The organism is Streptomyces sp. NPDC102467 (assembly GCF_044765445.1).
GTDB lineage: Bacteria > Actinomycetota > Actinomycetes > Streptomycetales > Streptomycetaceae > Streptomyces.
On the sequence record NZ_JBIWKA010000028.1, the window covers coordinates 41757 to 64225 of the forward strand.

Annotated in this window: 26 protein-coding genes and 2 pseudogenes; 12 read left to right on the plus strand and 16 right to left on the minus strand. The window is 69.0% G+C overall.

Annotation, left to right across the window (positions count from 1 at the left end):
• Positions 1–199 precede the first annotated feature (199 nt).
• The 3 genes from ACIREE_RS39200 to ACIREE_RS39210 all read left to right on the plus strand — a co-directional run bounded on the left by ACIREE_RS39200 (position 200) and on the right by ACIREE_RS39210 (position 3817).
• A complete protein-coding gene (locus tag ACIREE_RS39200) occupies positions 200–625 on the plus strand; it encodes a hypothetical protein (RefSeq protein ID WP_404163697.1) in 426 nt (141 codons plus the stop codon).
• A complete protein-coding gene (locus tag ACIREE_RS39205; RefSeq protein WP_404163700.1) occupies positions 622–3039 on the plus strand; it encodes a glycoside hydrolase family 65 protein in 2418 nt (805 codons plus the stop codon). The genes ACIREE_RS39200 and ACIREE_RS39205 overlap by 4 nt, the downstream gene beginning before the upstream one ends.
• Before the next feature lie 367 nt (positions 3040–3406).
• Positions 3407–3817 (plus strand): flavodoxin domain-containing protein, encoded by a 411-nt coding sequence (locus ACIREE_RS39210; RefSeq protein WP_404163702.1) that lies wholly within the window; start codon positions 3407–3409, stop codon positions 3815–3817.
• A gap of 351 nt (positions 3818–4168) precedes the next feature.
• On the opposite strand, the gene ACIREE_RS39215 is transcribed toward ACIREE_RS39210, so the two are convergent.
• Complete coding sequence (locus tag ACIREE_RS39215; RefSeq protein ID WP_404163705.1) at positions 4169–5452, minus strand: cytochrome P450; 1284 nt, start codon at positions 5450–5452, stop codon at positions 4169–4171.
• 36 nt (positions 5453–5488) lie between these two features.
• Positions 5489–6982: a methyltransferase domain-containing protein gene (locus tag ACIREE_RS39220; protein ID WP_404163708.1), complete on the minus strand. Its 1494-nt coding sequence runs from the start codon at positions 6980–6982 to the stop codon at positions 5489–5491.
• 138 nt (positions 6983–7120) lie between these two features.
• Between ACIREE_RS39220 and ACIREE_RS39225 the strand changes: the two genes are divergently transcribed.
• Positions 7121–7909: a hypothetical protein gene (locus ACIREE_RS39225; RefSeq protein ID WP_404163711.1), complete on the plus strand. Its 789-nt coding sequence runs from the start codon at positions 7121–7123 to the stop codon at positions 7907–7909.
• 627 nt (positions 7910–8536) lie between these two features.
• Here ACIREE_RS39225 and ACIREE_RS39230 read toward each other — a convergent pair.
• The 5 genes from ACIREE_RS39230 to ACIREE_RS39250 all read right to left on the minus strand — a co-directional run bounded on the left by ACIREE_RS39230 (position 8537) and on the right by ACIREE_RS39250 (position 11427).
• Positions 8537–8824, minus strand: coding sequence for a hypothetical protein (locus ACIREE_RS39230; protein ID WP_404163714.1), 288 nt, complete (start codon positions 8822–8824; stop codon positions 8537–8539).
• Positions 8825–9256: 432 nt separating this feature from the next.
• Positions 9257–9715 (minus strand): DUF5994 family protein, encoded by a 459-nt coding sequence (locus ACIREE_RS39235; RefSeq protein ID WP_404163717.1) that lies wholly within the window; start codon positions 9713–9715, stop codon positions 9257–9259.
• Between the two features lie 107 nt (positions 9716–9822).
• Positions 9823–10041: a hypothetical protein gene (locus ACIREE_RS39240; RefSeq protein WP_404163719.1), complete on the minus strand. Its 219-nt coding sequence runs from the start codon at positions 10039–10041 to the stop codon at positions 9823–9825.
• Complete coding sequence (locus ACIREE_RS39245) at positions 10028–10666, minus strand: SPFH domain-containing protein (RefSeq protein ID WP_404163721.1); 639 nt, start codon at positions 10664–10666, stop codon at positions 10028–10030. The genes ACIREE_RS39240 and ACIREE_RS39245 overlap by 14 nt, the downstream gene beginning before the upstream one ends.
• Positions 10667–11031: 365 nt before the next feature.
• Entirely contained in the window at positions 11032–11427 is a 396-nt protein-coding gene (locus ACIREE_RS39250; protein WP_404163724.1) for an STAS domain-containing protein, read from the minus strand.
• A 354-nt stretch (positions 11428–11781) separates the two neighbouring features.
• On the opposite strand from ACIREE_RS39250, the gene ACIREE_RS39255 reads away from it, so the two are divergent.
• Entirely contained in the window at positions 11782–12309 is a 528-nt protein-coding gene (locus ACIREE_RS39255) for a hypothetical protein (RefSeq protein ID WP_404163774.1), read from the plus strand.
• A 66-nt stretch (positions 12310–12375) separates the two neighbouring features.
• Here ACIREE_RS39255 and ACIREE_RS39260 read toward each other — a convergent pair.
• Positions 12376–13290, minus strand: a pseudogene (locus ACIREE_RS39260) (Acg family FMN-binding oxidoreductase); the annotation flags it as partial.
• A gap of 95 nt (positions 13291–13385) precedes the next feature.
• On the minus strand, positions 13386–13793 hold the full coding sequence (locus tag ACIREE_RS39265; RefSeq protein WP_404163726.1) for an Hsp20/alpha crystallin family protein: 408 nt from the start codon (positions 13791–13793) through the stop codon (positions 13386–13388).
• 458 nt (positions 13794–14251) lie between these two features.
• On the opposite strand from ACIREE_RS39265, the gene ACIREE_RS39270 reads away from it, so the two are divergent.
• Positions 14252–14563: a transposase gene (locus ACIREE_RS39270; RefSeq protein WP_404163729.1), complete on the plus strand. Its 312-nt coding sequence runs from the start codon at positions 14252–14254 to the stop codon at positions 14561–14563.
• Between the two features lie 53 nt (positions 14564–14616).
• Entirely contained in the window at positions 14617–15030 is a 414-nt protein-coding gene (locus ACIREE_RS39275) for an IS3 family transposase (protein WP_404163771.1), read from the plus strand.
• A gap of 234 nt (positions 15031–15264) precedes the next feature.
• On the opposite strand, the gene ACIREE_RS39280 is transcribed toward ACIREE_RS39275, so the two are convergent.
• The gene (locus tag ACIREE_RS39280) at positions 15265–16032 is read right to left on the minus strand and encodes a transposase (RefSeq protein ID WP_404163731.1); all 768 of its coding nucleotides are present in this window, start codon (positions 16030–16032) and stop codon (positions 15265–15267) included.
• A gap of 207 nt (positions 16033–16239) precedes the next feature.
• Between ACIREE_RS39280 and ACIREE_RS39285 the strand changes: the two genes are divergently transcribed.
• Positions 16240–16581 carry a hypothetical protein gene (locus ACIREE_RS39285; protein ID WP_404163735.1) on the plus strand — a complete coding sequence of 114 codons (342 nt, stop codon included), beginning with the start codon at positions 16240–16242 and terminating at the stop codon, positions 16579–16581.
• A gap of 96 nt (positions 16582–16677) precedes the next feature.
• The gene (locus ACIREE_RS39290) at positions 16678–16821 is read left to right on the plus strand and encodes a hypothetical protein (RefSeq protein ID WP_404163738.1); all 144 of its coding nucleotides are present in this window, start codon (positions 16678–16680) and stop codon (positions 16819–16821) included.
• Positions 16822–16906: 85 nt separating this feature from the next.
• Here ACIREE_RS39290 and ACIREE_RS39295 read toward each other — a convergent pair whose 3' ends face one another.
• The 3 genes from ACIREE_RS39295 to ACIREE_RS39305 form a co-directional block, all read right to left on the minus strand.
• Positions 16907–18262 (minus strand): IS701 family transposase, encoded by a 1356-nt coding sequence (locus ACIREE_RS39295; RefSeq protein WP_404163741.1) that lies wholly within the window; start codon positions 18260–18262, stop codon positions 16907–16909.
• An 80-nt stretch (positions 18263–18342) separates the two neighbouring features.
• On the minus strand, positions 18343–18897 hold the full coding sequence (locus ACIREE_RS39300; RefSeq protein ID WP_404163744.1) for a transposase: 555 nt from the start codon (positions 18895–18897) through the stop codon (positions 18343–18345).
• Positions 18894–19469, minus strand: coding sequence for a transposase (locus ACIREE_RS39305; protein ID WP_404163747.1), 576 nt, complete (start codon positions 19467–19469; stop codon positions 18894–18896). The genes ACIREE_RS39300 and ACIREE_RS39305 overlap by 4 nt, the downstream gene beginning before the upstream one ends.
• 81 nt (positions 19470–19550) lie before the next feature.
• On the opposite strand from ACIREE_RS39305, the pseudogene ACIREE_RS39310 reads away from it, so the two are divergent.
• Both ACIREE_RS39310 and ACIREE_RS39315 read left to right on the plus strand, forming a co-directional pair.
• A pseudogene (locus ACIREE_RS39310) lies at positions 19551–19691 on the plus strand (IS5/IS1182 family transposase); the annotation flags it as partial.
• Between the two features lie 314 nt (positions 19692–20005).
• Entirely contained in the window at positions 20006–20719 is a 714-nt protein-coding gene (locus ACIREE_RS39315) for a TMEM175 family protein (protein ID WP_404163750.1), read from the plus strand.
• A gap of 134 nt (positions 20720–20853) precedes the next feature.
• Here ACIREE_RS39315 and ACIREE_RS39320 read toward each other — a convergent pair whose 3' ends face one another.
• Genes ACIREE_RS39320 through ACIREE_RS39330 form a run of 3 tightly spaced genes read right to left on the minus strand, consistent with a single transcriptional unit; the run spans position 20854 to position 21530 of the window.
• The gene (locus ACIREE_RS39320; RefSeq protein WP_404163753.1) at positions 20854–21039 is read right to left on the minus strand and encodes a hypothetical protein; all 186 of its coding nucleotides are present in this window, start codon (positions 21037–21039) and stop codon (positions 20854–20856) included.
• 9 nt (positions 21040–21048) lie between these two features.
• Positions 21049–21261 carry a hypothetical protein gene (locus ACIREE_RS39325; RefSeq protein ID WP_404163756.1) on the minus strand — a complete coding sequence of 71 codons (213 nt, stop codon included), beginning with the start codon at positions 21259–21261 and terminating at the stop codon, positions 21049–21051.
• Between the two features lie 14 nt (positions 21262–21275).
• Positions 21276–21530, minus strand: coding sequence for a hypothetical protein (locus ACIREE_RS39330; RefSeq protein ID WP_404163759.1), 255 nt, complete (start codon positions 21528–21530; stop codon positions 21276–21278).
• 72 nt (positions 21531–21602) lie between these two features.
• Here ACIREE_RS39330 and ACIREE_RS39335 point away from each other — a divergent pair.
• The coding region (locus tag ACIREE_RS39335; RefSeq protein WP_404163762.1) for a transposase at positions 21603–22469 on the plus strand (867 nt) is incomplete at its 3' end.

Genomic DNA, 22469 nt, shown 5'->3' on the forward strand with positions numbered 1-22469 from the left:
GGATAGCCGTGCCCGCAGTCCCCGTGATGTTCTCCGTGGTCCTGCAAGAGGGCCGCTGACGAAGTGCCAGAGCGCAGCGCCCACGCACAGCGCGGATCGCAGAAGACAGCGCGCTGCGCAGACCTCAGCCACACTCGCGGGTGGACCTGGCTGTGTGCGAGAAGATTGGTCTCGGCGATCACGGTGCCGGTCGTCGCTCGTGGCCTTCCTCCACGACGGCCTCACGTTCACCGGGCAGACGCCTCACCCTCACATCCAGAGTGCGCCCCAGGACGCCGCCGACCATCAGCACCAGACCCACTACAGCGGTGTGGAATGCGAAGAACAGGACGGCGGCCAGGAGCACCGCGGCAAGCGGCAACTCGTCCACTGTCTGGACCGCTTCCTCGGATGCGAGCCGGGGCCGGGACCCGGCAGTTCCTCGGCAGGGGCGCCCGTCGGGCAGGCCGCCGTGGTCGAGGACGCGCTGGCCGGTGTAGAAGCGGGCCGCAACGGCGGCTTCGGGCTGGTCGTCGGCGTGGCCCGCGCCGGAGCGCACACACCTGCGGCCGAACTGCGCCGCCACGGTGCGGATCTGGTGATCGCGAATCTCGCGGACCTGCTGACCGACGGGAACAAGCGATGACCGAATGGGCGTGGGAGTACGAGGGCTACGATCCCTCCCAGGAGCGCCTCCGGGAGTCGCTGTGCGCGCTCGGCAACGGGCGTTTTGCCACGCGGGGCGCTCTTGCTGAGTGTTCAGCCGACCAGATCCACTACCCGGGCACCTATGTAGCGGGGTGTTATGACCGGGTCGCCTCGACGGTAGCGGGGCGCCGGATCGAGAACGAGGACATGGTCAACGTTCCGAACTGGCTTCCCTTGCGCTTCAGGTGCAGGGACGGCACGGGTCCCGGCGAGAGCGCTTGGGGGCCGTGGCTGCATCCGGACACAACGCGGATCCTGGAACACCGGCAGGTCCTGCACCTCGGCAGCGGTCTGCTGGAGCGGCGGTCGCGCTACGCCGACCCGGGGGGCCGCCTCCTGGACATACGACAGCTGCGGCTCGTACATATGGCAGACCCTCACCTCGCTTCTTTGCGCACGGAGTTCACCACGCCGGACTGGGCCGGGGAGGTGGAGGTGGAATCCTCGATCGACGCAACGGTCCGCAACGTTGGGGTACCGCGCTATCGCGGCCTGGACGGCCGTCACCTCGTCCACGACCTCGCCGGCACCGAAAGCCCGGACATCGCCTGGCTGTGCTGCCGCACCCGCACCTCCGATGTGCGCCTCGCCCTGGCGTTCCACACGTCCGCAACGGATGCCACGCCGGTCCGGTGCCTCAACACCCGCACCCGCGCGGTGCAGTTGCTCCAGTTTCCGACCCAGCCCGGCCGCACGGTGACCGTCGACAAAACCGTGGCTCTGCACACCTCGCACGATCCCGCCATCAGCGACCCTCTGCACGCCGCTGTCGACCGGGTCCGCCACGCACCGGGCTTCGACGGACTCCTTGCATCCCACAGGTACGCCTGGGACCAGTTGTGGCGCCGTGCCGAACTGGACGTCCCCGGCGAAGCCGGCCTCATCCTGCGCCTGCACCTCTTCCACGTCCTGCAGACGCTCTCCCCGCACACGGCCGAGCTGGACGTCGGGGTCCCGGCCCGCGGACTGCACGGCGAGGCCTACCGCGGTCACGTCTTCTGGGACGAACTGTTCGTCCTGCCCTACCTCAACCTGCACTTCCCGGAGGTTTCCCGGCCCCTGCTCGACTATCGCCACCGCCGCCTGGAACGGGCCCGCCTCGCCGCGCGGGACGCCGGCCACCGCGGCGCGATGTATCCGTGGCAGAGCGGCAGTGACGGCCGTGAGGAGACCCAGCGCCTGCACCTCAACCCGCGTTCGGGACGCTGGCTGCCCGATCACACCCATCTCCAGCAGCATGTCGGCTCGGCCGTCGCGTACAACATCTGGCAATACTGGGAGGCCACCGGTGACGTCGGGTTCCTCCACGCCAAGGGCGCGGAGAGGCTGCTGCAGATCGCCCGGTTCTGGGCGGACAGGGCCGCCTACGACGACGGGCTCGGCCGGTACCGGATCCGCGGGGTGGTCGGTCCCGACGAGTACCACGACGCCTACCCGGACGCCGAGACGCCGGGCATCGACGACAACGCCTACACCAGCGTCACCGCAGCCTGGGTGCTCACCCGCGCTCGGGAACTCCTCGGCGCCCTGCCCGAGCCGCGCCGCCGTGAGCTGACCGAGCGCATCGCATTCGACGGCGGCGAGGCGGAGTTGTGGCGGGACATCGCGCACAGGCTGTACGTGCCGTTCCACAAGGGCGTCATCAGCCAGTTCGACGGGTACGAGACCCTCGCCGAACTGGACTGGGACGCGTACAGGACACGCTGCGACGACATCCGGCGCCTGGACCGGATCCTGGAGGCCGAGGGCGACAGCGTCAACCGCTTCCAGGCGTCCAAACAGGCGGACGTGCTCATGCTCGGCTACCTCTTCTCTCCGGCCGATCTGACAGCTCTCTTCGCACAGCTGGGCCACACCCTGGACGACGCGACCTGGCAGCGCACCGTGGATCACTATCTGCAGCGCACCAGCCACGGGTCCACGCTGAGCGGGCTCGTGCACGGCTGGGTACTGACGCGAGCCCGCCGGGCCGAGGCCTGGAAATTCGTCCACGAGGCACTGCTCGGCGACATCGCGGACGTCCTGGGCGGCACGACCGGCGAGGGCATCCACCTCGGCGCCATGGCCATTACCCTCGACCTGGTACAGCGCGGCCTGACCGGTCTGCAGACACGGGACGGCGCCCTGTGGCTGGACCCCGCCCCGCTGCCGGAACTGACCGGGGCCTCGTACGGCTTCGCTCTGCGCTACCGGGGGCACTGGGGGGGGTGGGGGGTGGGGCTACGCATGCGTCGAGGGCGCGTGAGCATCACGGTGCCCGCGTCGGACCGCGCCGCCATCACGGTGCAGCTTCCCGGCCGCGCGGTCATGGTGCGGCCAGGCCAGTCCCGCGAACTGATGTTGCCGGACTGAGCGTTGGGGCACGGCACGTGCGCAGTGGCCCCTCTCCCGCAGCAGTTCCCGCCGAGGCTCAGGTCCCGATCGATCCTGGCTGGAATGCCCCTGCGCCGACACCGATACGAGGAGGACTCTGCAAGGAAGAACCGGGCCCGCATCCTCGTAAGGTTGCGAGCCCTCTGCCCGGCGTGCGCGCCAGCTGCGTGCTCCGTCACGACGACCAGCAGTGAGTCGTTGACACCCTTGCGGGTGACGCGCACAGGCCGACCGCAGATCCGCAGCGCGACAGCCAACGCGGTAAACGTGATGCATCGGATCAACGAGCCAGTCCCTGCGCCGTACGGGGCGACAGACTGCGTCAGCACGGGGAGGGGCCGCCACAATGACCACCAAGGTGCTCGCCGCCTACGCGACGAAGAATTGGTCCACTGCAGAGATCGCCCGCACCATCACCCAGGTGCTGCGCGACGAGGGCCACCGGCCCGAGATGCTGCTGGTAGGCGATGTCGTCGGTGTCCAGGCCTACGACGCCGTTATCCTCGGCAGCCCGCTCTACGAGGGGCGATGGCGCAAGGAGGCCCACCGGTTCCTCCGGCGCGAAAGTGCCGCACTGTCCAAACGACCGGTGTGGCTCTTCAGCAGTGGCCCCCTCGACGACTCGGCCAGCCAAGGGGATGTCCCGCCGGTCCCAGCCGTGCACCATGCCCTCATCCGGATCAACGCCCGCGAGCATGTCACCTTCGGTGGCTGCCTGCGGGACGATACAAGGGCTGGGTCGCCCAAGCGCTCGTGAAGTCCGGAAAAGGCGGGGACTTCCGCGACATCAAACAGATCTCGGCCTGGGCTCAGCAGATCGCTACCACGTTGAGCGACGAGATGCGTGTGTGAACTCAAAGGGATCTCGTGGTCGTTGGGGCCGGCCGGGGCATCCCTCGTCGACCAGGTGTGCACCGAGCACCGCGCGGGCCGCACGTTCCCCTCCCCTCTTGCGGGCCTCGTACGCACCTCGTTCCTTCGCCTGCTTGAGGAAGACGTTCCCGCGGCTGCGCCCGCAGCCGCGCTGATCGCGACCGGAGGACAGGGCAGCTTCTCTCACCGTGCGGGGCGGCGGGGGCCGAACGGTTGGATGGCTGTGCCGCTGCGGCTACCAGTTGGCGTTGAGGTGCAGGGGGGCCCGTAGGGCGGCATTGCGGGGCCAGGTGCCGGGGTGTGCGGTATCCGGGGCGCTGAGGGTGAGGCTGGGGCACGCGTCGGCCAGGGCGGTAAGGGCGCGCCGGGCGAGGTGGCGGGTGTAGGGGGCTCCGGGGCAGTAGTGGATGCCGGCGCCGAAGGCGACGGAGGGTGGCTGATCCGGACGTTGGGGATCGTAGGTGTCGGCGTCGGTCAGGTCGTGGTGTTCGTCGCGTCCGGCCGAGGCGAGCAGGAGCAGGAGGCGGGCTCCTGCGGGGATGGGTGTTCCGGACAGTTGGGTGTCACGGGTGGTGTTGCGCAGCCAGCCGGCCAGGGGCGGGTCGTGGCGGAGGGTTTCGTCGAGGGCCTGGTGGAGGCGGTCCGCCTGGTGGAGGCGTTGGAAGGCGTCGGAGGCGAGGAGGCGGTAGAGGGTGTTGGTGAGGAGGCGGGGGACGATTTCGGCGTTGGTGATGAGGACTTCCATCAGGGTGGAGGCGACCTCGTGGGTGGTGAATTGATGGCCGTCGTTGTCGCGGTGGGTGAGCCACGCGGAGAGGAGGTCATCGCCCGGGGCGTGGGAGCGTTGCTCGGTGAGGGTGTGGCAGTAGGTGAACAGACTGTTCAGGGTGTGGGCTGCGGCGATCTGCCCGGCGTCGTCGAGGCGGCCCCAGACGAGACCTGACAGGGCGGCGGCCTGGTGGGTGATGGCCGGCTGGTCCTGGGGCGGGATGTCGGCCAGGCGGCCGAGGAGGGCAGTGGCGAGGGGGCGGGCCCAGTCGTTGACGAGGTCGCCGGTGCGGGTGGTGCGGTCGGCGAACTGCTGGGCCGCACGGTGCGATTCGGCTCGCACGAGGGCATCGAGTTGCTGCACGCGGCGAACGGTGGCGGGAAAGGCGGCGGTCATCTGTCGGCGGAACCGGGTGTGGTGCGGTGGGTCCAGGGAGGACAGGACCGGTAGGGCGTCACTGTGTTCCAGGATCGTCTGGGCGCGGGAGCAGACGGGGTACAGGGGGAGGTAGCCGAGGGTGGTGGAGAAGGTGCCGTCGGCGTCGCGCAGGACGGCGTCAATGTCGCTGTGGCGGGAGATGACCCATACGTCGAGCTGCGGGTCGAGGTAGACGGGATGCTCGGCGCGCAGGTGGGCGTACAGAGGGCCGGGCTCGCCGGCACCGTGGGTGGTGATGGCGCCGGGCGTCACGGCCGGACAGTGGGGCAGGGCCGCGCAGGTGCGAGAGGTGGTCGGCTCGGTGATGGTCACGGCGTCAGGTCTTTCCGTCGTTCGGATGAACCGTGATCAGCGGTCGGCGAAGGGTGCGGGGCGGGCGATGAGCAGCACGGCGTCGTCGTTGAAACGGTCGGTGCCGGTGGCGAAGTGGGTGCGCAGGGTGGGCAGCAGGACCTCGCGGAGCTCCGCGAGCCGGGGGTGGCCGGTGTTCCAGAAATCGGCCAGTGCGGTGGCGGCGGCCTGGGCCTTGGCCTCAGGGCCGGGTTCGGGGAAGACAACGTCGACGCGGGCGCGGGTGAAGGCGATGTCCTTGAAGCCGCGTTCGACGAGTACCCGGGCGGCCCGGGTGAGGAGAAAGCCCTGGTGGTCGCGGGCTTCGCCGATGAGTTCGGCGCAGGTGCGGTTCCACAGGCCGATGAGCTCGTTGTCGGGGGCGCCCTGAACGATGATCACCTTGGCCTCGGGGCGGGTGCGGTCGACGGCGCGGGCCATCTCCTCGACGGCCTGGCCGGGGTCGTCTGTGTAGTGCAGCACCCAGGTGGCCACGGCGGCGTCGAACTCGGCCTCACCCACTGGTAGTTCCTCCGCGCGGCCGGACAGCACGGTGACGCCTCGGGCGGCCAGCGGGTGCATGCTTTCCTCGCGCGCCGCGTGCGGTTCGACTGTGGTCACAGCTCCCGTGCGCGCGGCGATCTCGCGGACGACCGCGCCGGTGCCGCCGCCGACATCGAGGACCTTGCGGTTGACGGCGAGCGCGTCGACGACCGGGGTGATGTCGTGTCGTTCGAAGCGGGCTTCCATACCCAGCCAGCCGTGCTGGTTCAGCTCGTGGGGCCCGCGGTAGGTCTCGGGCAGCGGGTGCGGGCCGGCGAGCGCGTGGGCGGGCACCGCCGGGCCGCCGGGCTTGATCGCATACAGGAACAGGTGCTCCTCGGCGCCCATGCCGGGGAAGTCGGGGTGGAAGAGGCTGAGTTGCTCGTGGACGACGTCGAGGCCGGCCTTGCGCAGCAGCCGCCCGTAGGTTTCGGCCGGGTAGCTGGTGGCACGGATGGTCTGGCCCATCCACTGAAGCTCCTCATCCTCGGCGTCGAAGGGCACCGTGGAGAACATGAAGATCCCGCCAGGCGCGAGCCAGTCGGCGATCCGGGCGAGGGTGCTGTCCAGGTCCGCGCGGGGCATCTGGAGCAGCGGGAAGAAGGCCGTGATCGCGTCCCACTGGTTCGGTGTATCGGGAAGGGAGCGCACGTCGGCCAGTTCGAAGTGCGCTGCGGGCACCTGGGCACGGGCGAGGTCGGCCATGGTGGCGGAGACGTCGTAGCCGGTCACCTCGTGCCCGGCGGCGACGATCCGTTCGGCGGTGGGGCGCCCGGTGCCCGAGCCGATGTCCATCACCTTCGCCCGTTCGGGGAGTCGGGCCAACAGCCAGTCGATCGCCGCCAGTTGCTCGGGCAGGTGAGCGTAGGTGTCCTCGTACACCTTGCCGAGCACGTCGAAGGGGCGGGCGGCCGTTTCCGCCGTTCCGTGCGGCTGGGCGGTGACGGCGTTGGCGGATTCGACGGACATCGCGTGGACGCTCCTCGTGACTTCAGGGTTCGGGGTGGTGATGAACAACCCCAGCGGGACATTACACTCCGCATTTGGTCGATCACGACGTGTGCCTGACCGTAGGTAAACCTTCTCTTTCCGGGAGTTGCACCCCGCATGACGAGCACCACCGACGTCGGCCACGCCGCGTACTTCGCCTTCCGCGACCGGCTCCTGGGTGACCTGCGCACCGTGATCCTGACCGGCGAGCAACTGTGCGAGGCCGGACGGCTCATCTACGGCGATCCGAACGGACTGTCCCTGTACGGCATCGCCGCCCCCGACATGGCGGCCAAGCGGGTCACCCTGCTGGGCCGCACCGTCATCGAATGCTCCGTCGATGCCTACTCCGCACCGGTCGCCGACGCCCTCGCCCGACTCCAGGCCGGCACCGCGCCCGAGGGTCCCGACCCGGACAACCCGCTGATCGTGGACCTGTTCTGCGGCTCCGGGAACTTCGGCTATCACCTCGGACAACGCCTCGGCCGCCCCGTTCACGCCTCCGAACTCGACCCCGCCGTCTACGGCACCACCCGCAGCAACCTCGACCGCATCGGCTCGGCGATCACCTTGCAGTTGACCGACTACCGACACCTGCTCGGCCAACTCCCCGCCCGCAGCACCCACGACACATACGTCGTCGAACCGCCCTGGGGCGCCGCCTTCACCGCCGACGGCCTCGACCTCACCCGCACCTCGCCCCCGGTGCCCGAGATCCTCGACGACATCCGCCGCTCCCGCGACGGCTTGTCCTGCCACATCGCCATCAAGACCAACGACCAGATCGCCCACGACTCCCTCGCCCGCTCGTTCGCGTGCGCCCGGCACCTGCGCCAGATCACTCCCGGCCCCTGCCTGCCCTACGGCGCCAACATGGACTTCCACCTCTACGAACTCCACGCCTGACGCCGCCCACGAAGCCGGTGGCGCATCCCGCCTTCGTTCGACCCCCTCGAGAGGCGCGCCGCGCCGCATGAAGGGCGGCCCGCCGCCCGGGGCTTGCCGGACGGGTATGTGACGGGAGCCAATGGCCGCCGGCGAAAAGTGCCTTCTGGACTGGGACGATGAGACTCGTCCACGGTCTCCGCTGTTCCAGCAGGACGGCATTTTCCGTGCCCACTACCCGGTCCCGCCCGAATCCCTTCGTCGGCGTCGTTGGGCACGAAGTTGTCAACCACACAGGCTCGCGTCTGCTCGCGGTCCTGACCGACTCCACCACCCTGACCCGGTCTTTCTCCGATGCCTTGCGTCGGCTGCGCGACCGGGCACGATCCCGGCTGTGTCGCGGTGGGCCTGGCGCTGCTGCCGGCCGGCCGGCAGCACGCGTCGGCACGGGACCTGACCGTGCTCCGCGAGCAGCACGACACACATCGACGCCGCCCTCGTCACCTGCCGCTCAAAGGAGGAACAGGCCGCTTCCACCTCCACACGCGGCTTCGGCCACCACTCGATGCTGTGCTTCCTCGACCGCCCCGGCGAGGCTCTCGTCGGCCTGCTGCGACCGGGCAACGCCGGAAGGAACACCGCGGCCGGTCACATCACCGTCATCGACCAGGCCCCCGCCATCCACCGCAACGGCACCCCGATCCTCATTCGCGCCAGCGCGCGGGCAGTGCCAGGGTTTTCCCTACCTCGCTGCGAGGGCTGCGCCAGGGCGGGATCCAGACCACGTTCTCCGTCGCACACGCCGTCACCACCAAGATCCGCACAGCCTTCCGCGCCCTGGAACAGGCCCGTCCCGCTGCGCCGGAACAGGACGGCTGCCTCCGCGCCGGTGCCGAAATCGCCGAGCTGACCGGTCTGGTAGACCCGGTAGGGCATCCGAACGGCACCCGCATCATCGTCCGCCGCGAACCGCCCCACTCAGGCGCCCGGCCGTCCCTGTTCGACCAGGGCGGAGGTATGCCTCAAGGTCTTCCTCACCGACACGCCCGTCCTCGGCGGCGGCTCGCTCCAGCACCTGGAGATCCGCTGCCGAGCCCACGCCAGCGTCGAGGACAACATCCACTGCGGCAGACCACCGGCTTCGGCCGCTTCGCCATCAACGCTCCCCCTGCTGGAACCGTCCCTGGCTGCCATCAACTTGCTCGCCTGGACACGCCGCCTGCTCCGTTACGGCGAACCGGCCACCAGAAGCCCGGGAAGCTCCGCTACCGACCTCTCCACCGGCGACACGCAGTACCCGCAGAGCCCGCCGCCTACGGCTGCGGATCGCTGCCACCCGGCCCTGCCGCCGGCAGCTGGCCGTCGCGTTCAGCCGGCTGGTCGCGCAGCCCCGACCGGCCACCTGACCCGACGGAGCCGCCACTGACCGCCCACGGTCCGGGGGCTACAGCAGCATCCGACCTCCGCGCCGGCGCCTGGGCACGTCCTCGCTCGACAGCAGCCCCATCGCCACCGACCCTTCAGATCAACCTGGGGATCGAGTTCTGGTGTGAACCAGCCGACTTTGATGACATGGCCTGGTACCGGCACTTTGCGTGGGATGACCGGCCAGTACAAAGGGTTGACTGCGACGTGGGTGATCCGGGCCCACACCCGGTCCAGCGTCACGGCCAGGCAAGGAAGCTCCCGCGACAGGTCCCGGGAGCGCGGCCACCACGCCCCGTCCAGCAACCCGCGTGGGGCGCCGGCGTCCTTCAGCCTGAGGCGGGCGGGGAGCTCATCACTGTGTCCCGGCTGGATCACGGGACGATCATTCGTTGTGGACATATCGCGAACCTGTCTCCGGCCGAGGCGTGGAGCGGCCGGTGGAGATCAGTGCGGGGAGCGGACCGACCGGGCGTAAGGGTCTGGCTTTCGATGGAGTGGTCCCACGTTCAGTTGCCCTGTGCGGCACGTGGCCGGGGGCCGCTCTTGCGCATGCCCGCGGACGTGACCGGAAGCGCAGCGGCGAATGCCTTACGCGCGAGGAAGGAGCCGGGTTCACCGATGGTGCTTATGAGAGGGGCAGGGAAGACGACCGTGGTGTTCTTGTCGACACCGCTCTCCACCAGGTCCTGGAGGTTGCGCAGTTGCAGCGCCTCAGGGTGGGCCATCATGGCGTCCGAGGCATCGCCGAGGGCCGAAAGCGGCGAGGGACTCGCCCTCAGCGTTGATGATTCCTGCCCTCTTCTCCCGCTCGGCCACGGCCTGCTTGGCCACCGCCCGCTGCATGCTGTCGGGCAGCTGAATGTCCTTCAGTTCGACCAGCGTGACCTCAACGCCCCACCCGGCTGTGGTGACATCGAGGATATTCCGGATGCCCAGGTTGATGCGGCCGGTCTCCGACAGCGTCTCATCGGGCGTGTGCCGGCCGACGGCCTTGCGCAGCGTGGTCTGGGTGATCTGGTCGATCGCCGCATGCACGTTCTCGATGGCGATGACCGAATTCACCGCGTCGACCGCACGGAAGTAGCCGACCGCGGACCCATCGACGCTCACGTTGTCCCGGGTGATGATGCCCTGGGACTGAATTGGCATCGTGACGATCCGCAGCGATACCCGGCGCAGTACGTCGACGATCGCAATGATGACGCGCAGCCCCGGCGAACGTGTTCCGACCAGTCGGCCCAACCGGAACAGCACCCCCATCTCATCCCGCGTAGCGCCCTTCACGGCCATAGCCGGCGCAACGAGAACAAGGGTCCCGGCGACGGCCAGAAGAAGGATCAGAACTCTCACGATGCGGCTCCTCAGCGAGGATCAACGCGCTGCTCCCGCACAGTCCAAGGCTCCTGCGCCTCTTCGCTGGCGGAACACGCGCGCGGCCCGTCAGCGGTCAGAGTGTGCAGGATCGTCAAGGGACGCGGGGTTTCGGACTCCGTACTCAGGATCGCCCCTGTGCGCCGACGTCCGGTAGGGGCCGAACGGCACCGTGCCGCCGCGGTCCGGCACGGCCGGTCGTGGCGGGGGTGCCGTTGTCGCAGCTGACTCTGCCGGTGACGCAACTGCCGTGCGGAGTGCCCCCTTGCCCTTGGCCCGGAAATCTTCGTGCAGCCTCGACGAGCCGGCCTCGATCTCACCCGCAGACGGCCGGTGGCAAGGTGCTACCCCCGTGCAGGAGCTGGGTCTTCGGGGCTCTGGTGGAGGTGCAGGGCAAGTGCTTCGGCCAGGGTGGGCACCGGGTGGAAGGTGTCGGTGAGGCGTGCCATGCGCAGCAGTCGCAGGGTCGGGCGGTGGGGGCAGACCAGATGCAGTTCACCGTTGCCGACCGTGATGCGGACCTGTGCGCGGCAGAGCAGACGCAGGCCGGAGCAGTCGAGGAAGGTGATGTGGCTCAGGTCGATGACGACCAGGCACTCGGGCGGGCCGGTGGCTTCATCGAGCCGGGGAGTGATCTCGATGGCCGAGGCGATGTCGATCTCGCCGTGGAACTCCAGCACCGTGTGGCTCTGGGTGCGATAGGTGCGCAAGTGCCCGGTGAAGGGCGGCCCCTGGGGCATGAGGCATCACCTCGGTACGGTGGCCTGCTGCCGTCCGGGCGGCGGGCGTGCGGAGTAAGCATCCGGGATCACCGGGGGCCGGGGCGACGCCGTGCGGCGGAGGGAGGCGAGAGCCGTGGAGGCCCTGCCTCTCGTAGTTCGGTGCCCTCTCCGCGATGAGTTCGAACCCAGCCGCCCGGCGTAGCTGGGTACTAGATTCCCCGGTTGCCCCGCCTGCCGGGGCCCGGCCGGCGCCGTGCGCAGGGTTGCGCTCTCGCTCTCGCCGCGAGACAGGCGTAGCCTCCGTCCCCTCGCCGCCCCGGCCCCTGGCGCCGTGCCGCAGCTCCGGTACCAGTGCCCCGAAGGAAGGCGTCGATGGGACGCACCGTCAGCACGTCCAGGATGTCCCGCTCCTTGCACACCTGCGGGCACACCGTGCGCTACATGTCGCTCTCCTTCGAGACGCAGCGCCTTCCGGGGAGTTCCGCGACGCTGGCCGACCTCGCCACTGCCGCTCTGGTCGCCGCGTCGGTGCCCACCCGGCTGGTGCACAGGTTGAGTGACGCTGTCCGTGTCTCGGCCCAGTACGTGTACGGGCGCAGTGAAGTCCCCGTATACCGGCTCGTGATCGACTCCGATGAGACGGGTATCACCGTGGCGGTCACCGACTACATCGCCGGGAGCGTCTGCGGGCCGCCCGCCTGGCTGGAGGTGACCGGCGCCGGCACCCTCCAGCCGGCCACCGGCCGGCCCGCCTTCGAACCGCTGCACAGCCGGCGCTGCGATGACGGGCTCCAGCTCCGTCGTACCCCTGACGGACACCTGCGCCTGGGCTGTCACGCACGGTGGGACACCGACACCGACACCGCGTTGCCTCCCTCGTCCCCGGCCGCAAGGACCTGAGCGACCGGGCGGCGCGGGGCAGGCCCGGGCGGTTTCGGCGTCGCCCAGGCGCATCACCATCTGTGGCGCCTGCCCGGCCGTGACGGTCAAACGAACCTGAGCGCGCGCCGAGGCGAGTTCCAGGGGCTGGGTGTGGAAGGCGGCCGACGCCCCGTGGGCCGCGTACAGCAGGACGCGCTGCAGGGCCTGTCCGGCGCGCAGCCAGTCCTGTGGTGTGTCGCGCCGGGTGGTGAGCACGGCGGCCCGTCCGGCGCCGGGCGGGCAGTGCCAGTCGCGCAAGGCGTCAGGGCAGGGGCCGTGGGGTGCGATGCGGGTGTAGTCGCGCCCGGCGAACACTGTGGCGTCAGGATGGTACGGACGGACCTCGGCCGGCACACCGTCATCCCGCCGGGAGCCTGGCGGTGTTGCCCAGGTGGCCAGTTCGGCCGCCTGAGCGGGGGCGTGCCGCTGTGTGGCGGCTGCCTTGGTGCCCAACTCCACGAGCCGCCGGTAGCCGGTGCCACCGTCCGTGGTCTGCAGTGCGGCGCCCTCGACCCTGGCCTGCCGGCGCAGCATCTCGGTCAGCGGGTGCGGCAGGGGGTCGTCCCGGAAAGGGCCCCGATGTGTGCTGCGTCGGCGCAGAGCCCGGTGCATCCGTTCCTCGTCGGGAGTCGGCGGGGCATACGGCCCCCAGCGGATGCGGGCAAGGAGGGCGGGGAGCGCCGGGTCGGGGAAGACCCTTACTACGGGCCGGAAGCCGAGGTGGCGCATGGCGAGCCGCAGGTTGAACAGTGCCGCACCGCAGCTGATCATCATCTCGCGCCCGTCGGGGTCGGCGAGCCGCAGACGGCGCGTGACGTCCGCGAACAGGGCGATCTCATCCCTCGCGGTGCGCAGCGAGCTGAACCGCCAAGGTTGGGTGTTGTGCACGGACGGCGCCGTGATGGCCGCTCGGACCACGTATTCGGCTGCGTGCCCGGGATGCCCGTACGAATCGTTCATGGCCTGCACGCCGGCCCCTCATTCGCTTGGGTGCAGGCGTCTGCGCGACCGTGACCGGCCGGTCACGCAGACGTCTTGCGGCACTTGGACCCCGGTCAGCTGTGCTGCACCGTGATGGTCCGGGTGCTCGTCTTCGGCTCGGGCACCGGGACCGTGACGGTCAGGATGCCGTCCTTGTATGCGGCGCTGGCCTCGTCGCCGTGGGCTCCGGCGGGAAGCCGGACCGCGCGGGCGAAGGTTCCGTAGTGGAACTCGGTGTGGCGTTTGTCGGTGGTCTGCGTCCGGCGCTCGGCGCGCAGCGTCAGGACACCTTCCGTCACGGTCAGTTCGACATCGTTGGCCGGATCGATTCCCGGGAGCTCAGCACGGAGGGTGTAGGCCCCTTCCGTGAAGGATTCCTCGATGCGAATGTTGTGCAGGCCGGGGGTGCCGGTCTCGACCCAGCCGAACAGCTCGGGCACCGATACGGGCCAGCCAGGCAACCGTTCGATCATTCCGCTCATCTCGTTCTCCCCCTAGCAGCGTTTCTGTCTACGCCCTCAAGTCTTGCTCCCTTCCAGGGACTCGAGGAGTGCCGAACTGGTCCCAACCCGGGGCCGACCGGCTCCGGGTTGGGGCCGGCGCTGCGGAGATGCGTGACCGCCAGTGCGGCCGGCCCGCTTCGAGACGTGCCGCAGTAACGCGCGAGAAGGAGACGTAGTCCGGTGCCGTGAACAAAGCGGGAGGACTCCGGGTCGCGGGCCTTGACGCCTGATGTTGCTCACACGAGGCACTGGATCCTGAGGATCTGCGAACCAGCTGCTGAAGCTGTCATGACAGGCTGGGCCGTAATCGATGGGTCATGTCCCGGGCTGGAACTGGTCGGCGGGCGGGCTGGGGGGCCTGATTGAGCTGAACCGGATTTTGTAGCGGCCCTGAAGCCAGGCATGATCGCCTCGGCAGATGGGAGATCACAGGTCCGATGCCTGCACCACGGAAGTACCGCGACGAGCTGCGTGAGCGAGCCGTCCGTGAAGTCCAGACCTCCGGCCGTCCGGTCGCTCATGTCGCGAAGGACTTGGGCATCCACAAGGAGGCCCTGCGCGGATGGGTCCGCCAGGCCGAGGCCGACAAAGGTGACCGGCCGGACCTGCTGACCACTGCCGAGCGAGCCGAGCTGGGTCCACTCCGCAAGGAAATCGCCGAGTTGCGTCGGGCGAACGAAATCCTGAAAGCCGCCTCGGTGTTTTTCGCGAAGGAGCTCGACCAGCCCCGCACGAGGCTGACGCGGTGATCAGCCACCTCCGCGACGACTTCGGAGTCGAGCCCGTATGACGGGAACTGGACCTGCCAGTCTCGGCATTCAACGCCCGTCGTCGGCGCCCGAAGTTCACCCGGCGACAGCGCGACGAACAGCTCATCGAGTACATCCGCCGCATCCATGACGCGTCCGGCGAGACCTATGGGGCCCGGCGTATCCACCGCCAGCTGAGGCGCGAGGGCATCATTACGGCCCGCTGCACCATTGAGCGCCTCATGCGCGAGGACGGCCTGGAAGGCGTGATCCGCGGGCAGCGGCGCCGCACCACGATCCCTGAGCCGTCCGCACCCCGGCCACCCGATCTGGTCAACCGGCACTTCACCGCGAGTCGGCCGAACCAGCTGCGGGTCGCCGACCTCACCTATATCCGCACCTGGTCAGGCTGGGCCTACGTCGCCTTCGTCCTGGACGTGTACTCACGGATGATCGTCGGATGGTAGCTCGCCACCCACCCGAGGAATTCGAGACCCACCACTATCGATCCCAGGCAGCACTGAACGCCGCCTGAAACCACGCAAACCGGCCGCTACGAAACTCGGGGCAGCTCAGTAAGAACCGTCTTCACAGGCTCCGACCTGCCCGAACACGGCCTTGTGCAACACGCTTTAAGGCTTGTCCCGTAAATGATCTCCGAGCTGCCTCGGGTGTGCTTGTCCGTCGTGCGGGCCGTTCGTCTATCCGGCGAGGGCAAGGTTGTGCATGCGGGCGATGCCGAGCACGGCGTGGTGGACGCCGTCGCCTTTGAGGCGGCAGTCGCGGAGGGTTTTCCAGGTCTTCATGCGGGCGAAGACGTGCTCGACTCGGGCGCGTACTTGTTTGTGGTAGAGGTTATGCTCCTGCTTCCACTGGGGCAACTCGTCGCCCGGGGTGCGGCGGTGGGGCATGAGGAGTCCGGTGCCGGGATAGCCGCCGTCGGCCATCGTCAGCGTTTTGCCGACGGCTGACTTCATGCCGGATTCCTTCCACGCCTTGCAGTCGTTTCTGTTGCCCGACAGGGGCTGGCCGACCACGACGACCAGGCGGGTGTCGGCGTCGATGACGACCTGATGGTTGGTGGAGTAGCGATAGTTCTTAGACTGCTCGCTGGTGCTGTGGTCACGGGTGGGGACCAGGGTGCCGTCCACGATCAGCACGGTGCCCTTCGCGAACCGGCGTCGGGGCTGGAGCGCGAGAAGCGGCCCGAGCTGGTCGATGATCCGGTCGGCTGACGACTTCGAGACGCCGAACAGTGGAGCGAGCTGGCGCAACGTCAGGTTCGTCCGCCAGCACGCGGTGACCAGCAACACGCGGTCCGGGAGAGACAGGCGCCACGGACGGCCCCGCCGGGCGTCGTCCGCACCTTCACGGCGCAGCGCGGTTACCAGCTTCCCGAAACAGCGAGGGCTCAGCCCAGTGAACGGGGCTATCCATGACGGCTCTGAAGCCGTGATCACACCAGTCACACGAAGATCATCTCTCCGTGACCAGCAGCTACTGGGCAGCCAAGGGATGCGGGCGCTTACCTCGCCGTTGCGGTTCGAATCCCCAAACTGACCAGCACGGCTCCCGCCAGACGACTCATCCCACGACGGAACCGGGGCGCGTCGATTGTCGTGCGCGCGGCGGCCACCACAGATGGCATGTCAGCGGTAGTCGCCAACGTCCGTGCCATGACCTCAAGTGATCATCTGCTTGACCTGATCCAGACCACCGCGGAGATCGATCTGCTGCTGCGGTCATCGTTCGGCTTCGATATCCACCGGAAGCACTATGGCGAGGACTTCAGGCTTGCCTCGCGTGCGCCACTGGAGGTGATCGCCGGGGAATCCGCAGGTGGGACGTACTTCCTGTGCGCTGAGCAGAACGGTCGTCGGCCAGTGGTGTTCGCGAGTTCCGAAGGGGAAGGTGGCCTGCTCGCCGATGACCTCGCGGACGCACTGGAGATCATCATCGGGCTGGAGTGGCGGGACTGCCTGACATTCTCGGGCGGTGGCGATGTGGAGATCATGTAGATCTCCGCCCAACACCTCGAACGCTCCCGCGCCAAGCACAAACCGGACATCGACAACAAAGCCGCCCAGGTGGCCGCAGCCCTGTCACTGCGGATCATGCCTGCCGCTGACCTCGTCATCCGGTTGCACACAGCCGCCTCGAAGACCGAACCGGACTACATCGTGACCGACGACGACGGACAGGCATTCGACCCACCGTTCGGCGAGCACGTGGAGCCTCGCCACCGAGGCTGGCGCTGAACCTACCGGTAGTCCGTTGAATCAAGGTGGGGTGTAGAGGTAGAGGCCCTGGCCGCTGGTGACGGCGTCGATAAGGGCTTGCAGGTCAGGGGGCGGGGGCGCGGTGGACCAGGTGTGCCACCAGCGTCTGAGCGTGGTGGCCGGGGTCAGCCAGGAGCGCACGGCGCGCAGTGCGTGTGGCCAACTCGGGGCAGGTGGCTGGTAGCGGGTCGGCTGCGATGGATGGGGCAGGGCGGAAGTGCCCCCTCTCTAGAGCGGACGCGTCCATGGCGGGTGGCTGAGTGAGGTAGTCGGTCCAGCAGAAGGTGAACGCGCAGTGCACCAGGGCCTGGTGGCGGCGGATCGCGAGAGAGGATCGGACCTGGAAGTCGGCCCAGCCGAGTTCGTCCTTGACCTGCTTGTAGGACTGTTCCACCCAGTTGCGCAGCCCGTAGATGCGGACCAGTTCGGGCAGGCCGGCCGGCGGGTGCGGGCCCTCGGCGTGGCCGGGCGCGGGCAGGTCGGTGACCAGGTACCAGGTGGTCTTGTCGGGCAGCGTGGCCGGGTCACTGGTGGCCACCACCAGGCGGGTCGGGCCCTGCGGGCCCCAGCCGCCGAGACGTGCCTCGGCGGCCCACCAGGTGTGACACGTTCCGTCGCGGCGGCGCCGCTCGATGCGCTGCCAGTCCCCAGCTGCGTCGGGACCGTGCCAGACCAGGGCGCGGGCGGCGTCCTGCGGAGTGTGGGCGGACCGCTCACGGGCCCAGGTGCCCCGCCTCGCCCGCACGGCCAGCACGAACGGCAGGCCCGCCGTGCGCAGTGCGGCGCGGAAGTTGTCGATGTCGCCGTAGGCGCAGTCGCCGGTCACCGCGCGGAAGGCGAATCCGTCCTCGGCGGCCCGGCCCGCCAGGTCGGCCGCGAGCCACCACTTGGTGCGAAAGCCCCGATCCCTCTTGCCGCCCTCCAGCCGGCCGACCGGGCAGTACGGTTCGGCGTGCACCGGGTAGTAGACGCGCTCGTCCGCCCAGACCGCGGTGACGGTGACGATCCCGTTGTCGGTCTTGCCCAGGCGCCCGAGGTACTGCCGTCCGGTGAACGCGGTGACCTGGCCGTCCTTGCGGTCCCCGGAATCGTCGATCACCAATACTCCGCCGGGGTGCGGGGCGGTCGCCGCATCCGCGGCCAGCAGCTCCAGCCGCCGCCCGTTGACCTCGTCCGGATCCCAGCACGACTCGGAGAGGAAGAACTGCAGCCGCTGCACCGCCGGATCCTTGCTGCCCACCACCGGCTCGGCCCCGGCCAGGCAGGTCAGGGTCTTGTTCCGGTCCCGCGGCGTCAACAGCCCCGTCAGATACTCCCGAAAGCCCCGCCGTTGTGCGAGATGCGTGAACAAGTCATCGAACCGGGCCGCGAACCCCTCCAGCGGGCCCGGCGCCGGCTCGACCGGCTTCACCCTGGTCATCACCGGCCCCCTTCCCGACTCCGGAGACCAAAGCGCCTACCCGCTCATTCCTTGATTCAACGGACTACCGGCTGGATTCCTCAAAGGATGTACACATAGCGACGCCTGCGTGTGCGGGTGGGAGGAGGCGGGCGACCCCAAATCCACGGCTTTGCAGAGGCGTTGAGCTGGGTCGTGGCCAGTTTGGTGGCGTAGGCGATGTCGCTGGGATTGCAGAAGGAACGACCGGCCAGAGCGGTCTTGCGGAACAGCCGCCACCAGCCCTCCTGCAAGTTGAGCCAGCACGCCCCGACCGGGATGAAGGCGTGTTGGATGCGGGGGTGGTCCTCCAGCCAGGTGCGAGTGGACAGGCTGTTGTGGGAGGACAAATTGTCGGTAACGATCCAGATCTCCCCGTCGGGGTTGGAGGTTTCGACGTGCTGGAGAAATTGCTGGTAGAAGGCGCTGTTGCGGGAGGATGCGGTCATGGTGATCTGTTGTCCGTCCCGGACCCGTAAGCCTCCGTAGACCCAGGTTTTCTCCGGTCCGCGGCTGTAGTCGAGTTCCGCTTTGATGCGGTGCCCGTCCGGCGACCAGGCGGGTGCGGGCGGGAACGCCCGTGGGATCACCGGCCCCAGCTCGTCGGCGCAGATCACCGTCGCACCGTCGGGCGGCTGGGTGTAGAGGCCGATGATCCGTGTCCTTTTGGGACGAAGTCCGGGTCCTTGGACCGCGTCCAGGACCGGGTGCGGCGCCAGCGCACGCCCTCGGCGAGCAGGATGCGACGGACCTGTGAACGCCCCACCTCGATCCCCGCCGCCCGCGCTGCCGCGGCCAGCGAATCCAGAGTCCACTCCGCCGGACCGGACTCGTCGAAGGCCCATAACTCTCCGACGGGCTCCCAGCGCAACCGCCCCGGCGGCACGGACTTGACCAGGGCGATGATTCTGGAGCGTTCCTCCTCGGTGACCCGCCGCTTGCGGCCCTGCCCACCCAGATCATCCAGTCCTTGCAGCCCTGACCGGTTGAACCGGTGCAGCCAGCAGCGCACCGTCTTCTGACTGCAGCCCAGCTCAACGGCGATCGCCGGCACCCGCAGCCCCGACCAGCTCAGCTCGATCATCCGGGCCCGCATCACCGCATCACGTGGGGCCTTCCGCGCCCGCGCCAACCGGCGAACCGCACTCCGTTCGCCCTCATCACGCCCCGACCGTGCCCATAGAACCATCGTCCAACACCCGCCCCCGAGCAGCGTCAACTACCCCGCCCCCAAGGTATCCACCCAACGAAAGAGGAATCCAGCACTAGGGGGGCTCACACTGGACCTCCACCGGTCGACCGGGGCCGGCCGGGCAGCAAGCACCACCTGATCGTCGAGCGGCACGGCACCCCGCTCGCCGTCACGATGACCGGCGGCCACCGCCACGATGTCACCCAGCTCTTGCCGCTCCCACACCGCTGAGGTCGCTCGGGGCTAGCCGGTTGGCTCGGCTCGACGCGCACGACGTCCAGCTCGACGACGTCGTTGACGTCGCGCCACCGGTGACCTCGCCGGTCACGACCAGCCGGGGTCGGGCCGGCGGTGCCTCGTCCTACTCGACGGCCAGGATCGCGCCCCGGTTGCCGGAGCCCGGGGAGATCTCGCCGTAGGAGACCAGCGCCCCCGTCCGAGCCCACCGCGATCACGACGACGCTCATCTAAGGCATGATCTCTGGCGGACAGTTCCTCCATGTACAGCACAACTGCCAAGGAGACGTGCGTTCATGAACACCAGCGATTTCGGTGACGATACCGGCGAGACCCGGGCGGCAGGGGCCTCCCCGACACGGCCCGCTTCGCCCGCACCCACCGGGAAGGAGACGGCGGACCTGCCGAGCGAACGGCTGCTGCTGTTCACCGACGCGGTGACGGCCATCTCGCTCACTCTGCTGGTCCTGCCGTTGGTCGACCTCGTTCCCGAGGCCGCGTCCGCGCACGAGCACGCCCGGGACGTCATCTTCGACCACCTCGACCAGATCTGGAGCTTCCTGCTGAGCTTCGCCGTGGTGGCCAGGTTCTGGTTCGCCCACCACCGGGCTTTCTCCGCGGTCGGTTCGCTCAACCGGTCCCTGTCGGTTTGGAACATGGGCTGGCTGCTGTGCATCGTGGTCCTGCCCCTGCCGACCGAGATGATCGGGTCCTTCGGGGGCGATCGGTTCGCGGCCACGTTCTACTACCTCACGCTCCTGGCGAGCATGGTGTGCCACATGGCGATGCTGAGGGTACTGAAGGCGCACTCCGAACTGCTCGCCGACGACGGGGAGAAGTCTCGCGGCCTGGTTGCCCAGTCCTACGGCGAGGCCGTGCGCAACATCGTGGCACTGGTGATGGCTCTCGTGATCGCCCTCGCCATACCCGCTCTGCAGTACTACAGCCTGGTACTGCTCGCCTCCACTCCGTGGATGGAGCGCCTGGGCGCCCGGTACCGCTCGCGCTGAGCACTGCACAGCTTCATGCAGAGTGCCGCAGCATGCGGATACAGCCAGCGGCCGGCAGCCCTTCGGTTCCCGGATGGCGGCCGGCTGCGCCCGTTCCTCGTCGGCGTTGCGACCCGTCCACGGTGTGGCCACGCTCAGGTGGCAGCGGCGTTGTGTGCACGAAGGGCGAGGTGAGCGGGGTGGACCAGGTCCAGATGCGACTGATACGCGAACGCGCCGAGGCGGCGCGCCACCTCGCTCGCGAACTCCGCTAGAAGAGCCAGGAGCAGCTGGCGGCGGCACGCCCACTGCAGCGCCGCCCACTGGCAGAGCGCGTGCAACCTCGGCTATCACCGCGCGGATAGGTTCCGTTCGATCTCGTCCGCGCAGCGCACGACAGCTTCGGCCTCGCTGGTCTCGAGGAGGCGCTCGGCCTGGAGCAGGGTGAGCAGGAGCATCTGCACCTCATAGGACTGCCCGGTCAGCCGGAACACGCCGGAGACGCAGCGCCGGGCGACATCATCCAGGGCACCGCGGAAGCCGTCGTAGGGGGATTCGGGCATGACTCTCGTTGTGGTCAGAGCGCGTCGCTGACGGTTGTCCGGGCGGAGCTCGTGGCCACGATGTCGGTGGCGATGCGCAGAGACGCCTCTTGCCAGCCGAGCAACGCGGGGGTGATCGCGATCGACTGGATGATACTCATGCCGCGTTCAGCAAGCAGAACCTGAGCGGCTTCCATCCCCTCATCCGCGAGGACGGGCCGGCATTGCTCGACGAGCGCAGTCCATCGTGCCGCTTGCTCAGGCCGCAGCCCGACGACATCGTCGAACATGGCTAGAAGATCACTGAAAATGTTCGGCTGTTCTGGCCCTGGATCATGCGGTCCGGGGCCAGTCTGGTGGGTATGCAGGGTGAGTGGGCCGGGGTGCCGGTCGGGCCTGATGTGTGGGAAACCTGCCGGGAGTTGATCCCGGAGCGGAGTGTGTTCGCGTTCCTGGCCGAGCACCGGGAGGCGCTGTTCCCGGCGGGGGTGTTCGCGGACATGTACCCGTCGTCCAACGGGCGGCCGAGCTATCCGCCGCAGGTGCTGTCCACGGTGGTGGTGCTGCAGGTCTTGAACGGCATGTCGGACATGGAGGCCGTCCAGGAACTCCGCTGCGACCTGCGATGGAAGGCCGCGTGCGGACTCGGGCTGCTGGACGGCGGGTTCGACTCCTCGCTGCTGACCTACTTCCGGCGCCGGCTGCAGCACTCGCGCGATCCGCACCGCGTGTTCACCGCCGTCAGGGAGATTGTCGAGGCCACCGGAATCCTGCGCGGCCGACATCGGCGGGCGCTGGATTCCACCGTCTTCCAGGACGCGGTGGCCACCCAGGACACCGTCACCCAGCTGGTCTCCGCGATCCGCCGCATCGCCCGCGAAGTCCCGGGCGGCACCGAGACCGTGACGGCCCGGTGCACCAGGCACGACTACCTCGCCGGGCCCGGCAAACCGAAGATTGCCTGGGACGACGAGAAGGCACGGGCCGAACTCGTCGACGCCCTGGTCACCGACGCCCTGCAGGTCCTGGCCCACCTGCCCGACCAGAACCTGGGCGAGAAGGCCGCGGACGCGGTCGGCATCCTGGCTCTGGTCGCCGGTCAGGACGTCGAGCCTGCCGAGGGCTCCGACGGCGGTAACGGCCGCTGGCGCATCGCCCACCGCACCGCCCCAGACCGCGCCATCTCCACTGTCGACTCCGAAGCGAGGCACATCCACAAGACCACCCAC

What these genes read in the sequence shown, in the direction of transcription:
- ACIREE_RS39295 (WP_404163741.1), bottom strand. Translation starts at nt 18,262, where the DNA reads ATGACCAGGGTGAAGCCGGTCGAGCCGGCGCCGGGCCCGCTGGAGGGG.
- ACIREE_RS39285 (WP_404163735.1), top strand. Translation starts at nt 16,240, where the DNA reads ATGACCTCAAGTGATCATCTGCTTGACCTGATCCAGACCACCGCGGAG.
- ACIREE_RS39225 (WP_404163711.1), top strand. Translation starts at nt 7,121, where the DNA reads ATGACGAGCACCACCGACGTCGGCCACGCCGCGTACTTCGCCTTCCGC.
- ACIREE_RS39250 (WP_404163724.1), bottom strand. Translation starts at nt 11,427, where the DNA reads ATGCCCCAGGGGCCGCCCTTCACCGGGCACTTGCGCACCTATCGCACC.
- ACIREE_RS39220 (WP_404163708.1), bottom strand. Translation starts at nt 6,982, where the DNA reads ATGTCCGTCGAATCCGCCAACGCCGTCACCGCCCAGCCGCACGGAACG.
- ACIREE_RS39255 (WP_404163774.1), top strand. Translation starts at nt 11,782, where the DNA reads ATGGGACGCACCGTCAGCACGTCCAGGATGTCCCGCTCCTTGCACACC.
- ACIREE_RS39235 (WP_404163717.1), bottom strand. Translation starts at nt 9,715, where the DNA reads ATGTCCACAACGAATGATCGTCCCGTGATCCAGCCGGGACACAGTGAT.
- ACIREE_RS39305 (WP_404163747.1), bottom strand. Translation starts at nt 19,469, where the DNA reads ATGGTTCTATGGGCACGGTCGGGGCGTGATGAGGGCGAACGGAGTGCG.
- ACIREE_RS39330 (WP_404163759.1), bottom strand. Translation starts at nt 21,530, where the DNA reads ATGTTCGACGATGTCGTCGGGCTGCGGCCTGAGCAAGCGGCACGATGG.
- ACIREE_RS39230 (WP_404163714.1), bottom strand. Translation starts at nt 8,824, where the DNA reads ATGCCCTACCGGGTCTACCAGACCGGTCAGCTCGGCGATTTCGGCACC.
- ACIREE_RS39210 (WP_404163702.1), top strand. Translation starts at nt 3,407, where the DNA reads ATGACCACCAAGGTGCTCGCCGCCTACGCGACGAAGAATTGGTCCACT.
- ACIREE_RS39240 (WP_404163719.1), bottom strand. Translation starts at nt 10,041, where the DNA reads ATGGCCCACCCTGAGGCGCTGCAACTGCGCAACCTCCAGGACCTGGTG.
- ACIREE_RS39270 (WP_404163729.1), top strand. Translation starts at nt 14,252, where the DNA reads ATGCCTGCACCACGGAAGTACCGCGACGAGCTGCGTGAGCGAGCCGTC.
- ACIREE_RS39205 (WP_404163700.1), top strand. Translation starts at nt 622, where the DNA reads ATGACCGAATGGGCGTGGGAGTACGAGGGCTACGATCCCTCCCAGGAG.
- ACIREE_RS39315 (WP_404163750.1), top strand. Translation starts at nt 20,006, where the DNA reads ATGAACACCAGCGATTTCGGTGACGATACCGGCGAGACCCGGGCGGCA.
- ACIREE_RS39290 (WP_404163738.1), top strand. Translation starts at nt 16,678, where the DNA reads ATGCCTGCCGCTGACCTCGTCATCCGGTTGCACACAGCCGCCTCGAAG.
- ACIREE_RS39265 (WP_404163726.1), bottom strand. Translation starts at nt 13,793, where the DNA reads ATGAGCGGAATGATCGAACGGTTGCCTGGCTGGCCCGTATCGGTGCCC.
- ACIREE_RS39325 (WP_404163756.1), bottom strand. Translation starts at nt 21,261, where the DNA reads ATGCCCGAATCCCCCTACGACGGCTTCCGCGGTGCCCTGGATGATGTC.